At 33.9% G+C, this 1,470-nt stretch carries 1 protein-coding gene; it reads right to left on the bottom strand.

From position 1 onward, the window contains the following. Positions 1-1,427 (bottom strand): DNA sulfur modification protein DndB (locus ACN4EE_RS23305; RefSeq protein WP_431708894.1); only part of this gene is annotated, 1,427 nt, incomplete at its 3' end. Between the last annotated feature and the right edge of the window lie 43 nt (positions 1,428-1,470).

Genomic DNA, 1,470 nt, shown 5'->3' on the forward strand with positions numbered 1-1,470 from the left:
CTAACTGTTTTACCTTCTTCTTGAGATTTATTTATTTTATCTGTTAAACGATGAACATGATCTTCAAATATAGCTTGAACTGCGCTACCTTCAAATAATAAGTTAAAGGATTTAATATGGATTTCTTCTGTTTTTAATAATGGGCTTTGCAATTGTTGATAAACTTCTCTCATTGCCTGATTATAAACAGCAAAAGGTATAAATCGATCGAACAGTGGTAAAATAACAACATCTGTTAAATTGCCTAATAAATTAACAGCTAATTGTACTTGTTGTAAAGGGTGATATTTTCCTGAAAATCGATCAAAATAATTCCATTTTTCAGCTAATTCTGTACCTTTTAATAAATCTTGACAACGCTCTTTATTTTTGATGCGACGCTTATCAGTAATATCTTTACCTGATTCTATCAGATTAAAAGCATCTTTCATGCCGAAACTGATGGCACAATGAATTTTAAACAACGCCACTGCTGTACAATACTCTAATTGCCCTGTAACTACTTCACTTTTACGGGTATCCGCATCGGAAAGACTATCACCAAAGGCAAAGGAATAAATACGCGCGAGGGAGGCATTCTTTTCTCCTCTGTCTTTCAACTGGGATAGGGTATTACGCATCATACGCGCTGCTAAATCCTCATCATCTAATAATAATTCTCTTGATGGGCTAATGCGTTTTGCATTTTTGTTGACTACGACAAAGATTTCTCGACAGACGCTTTTTAAGTCAATGCCTTTTTCTTTAAAAGTATGATTATTTTCGTGTAAATCAGGAAAAAAGACGATACAAACGGGTAATTCGAGGTTTTTTATCTGATTTTGGTTTACTTGTAAGTGATTATAGTAAGAGGCATATTTATTATCCCCCCATTTTTGATTAATGGTGCGATGTAGTGCCAAAATTGCCATTGCCCGATGTTGCCCATCAACTATAATTAAAGCACTTTGTTTTTGATTATATTTTAAGACTCCTAAAGGGGTTAATTCTCCGTCTAAGGTGTGTTTTTCAAATTCAAATAAGTTGCCAAAACTGATGGATGTATCGGTGTGATTTGTAAGGGGAGGATAGTAGGGTAAAATACCTGATTTTTCAATTCTTTTTGGTGCTAAAACTGCTAAAATTGGGGGAAAAAAACGAGCATTTGAGCCACTTTCACCCAATAAATAGGGGATTAAATCATTGGCTACCCTAGAGTCGTCTAAGTCTCTTTGCAATAATTCATCAAAGGTTAATTCATCTATTTTAAAAATTTCTCGCCAAGGAATCATCTGATCTGCTAAAGTATTTTCCCAAGTATTTTCTGCACCCGGCTTCATTTTTGTTAGTAAATATTGGGCAGTAATTTTTTTATCTTCTGACTCTATGGTAAACTCTCCATAAGTACCGTAAATGGGTTGTTTTTGCACACCGAAGTTTAAATTCATAGTTTTTATTTCTCTATATTTGATAATAACGAAAGGTTCGATC

This window comes from Geminocystis sp. CENA526 (assembly GCF_050753365.1).
Lineage (GTDB): Bacteria > Cyanobacteriota > Cyanobacteriia > Cyanobacteriales > Cyanobacteriaceae > Geminocystis.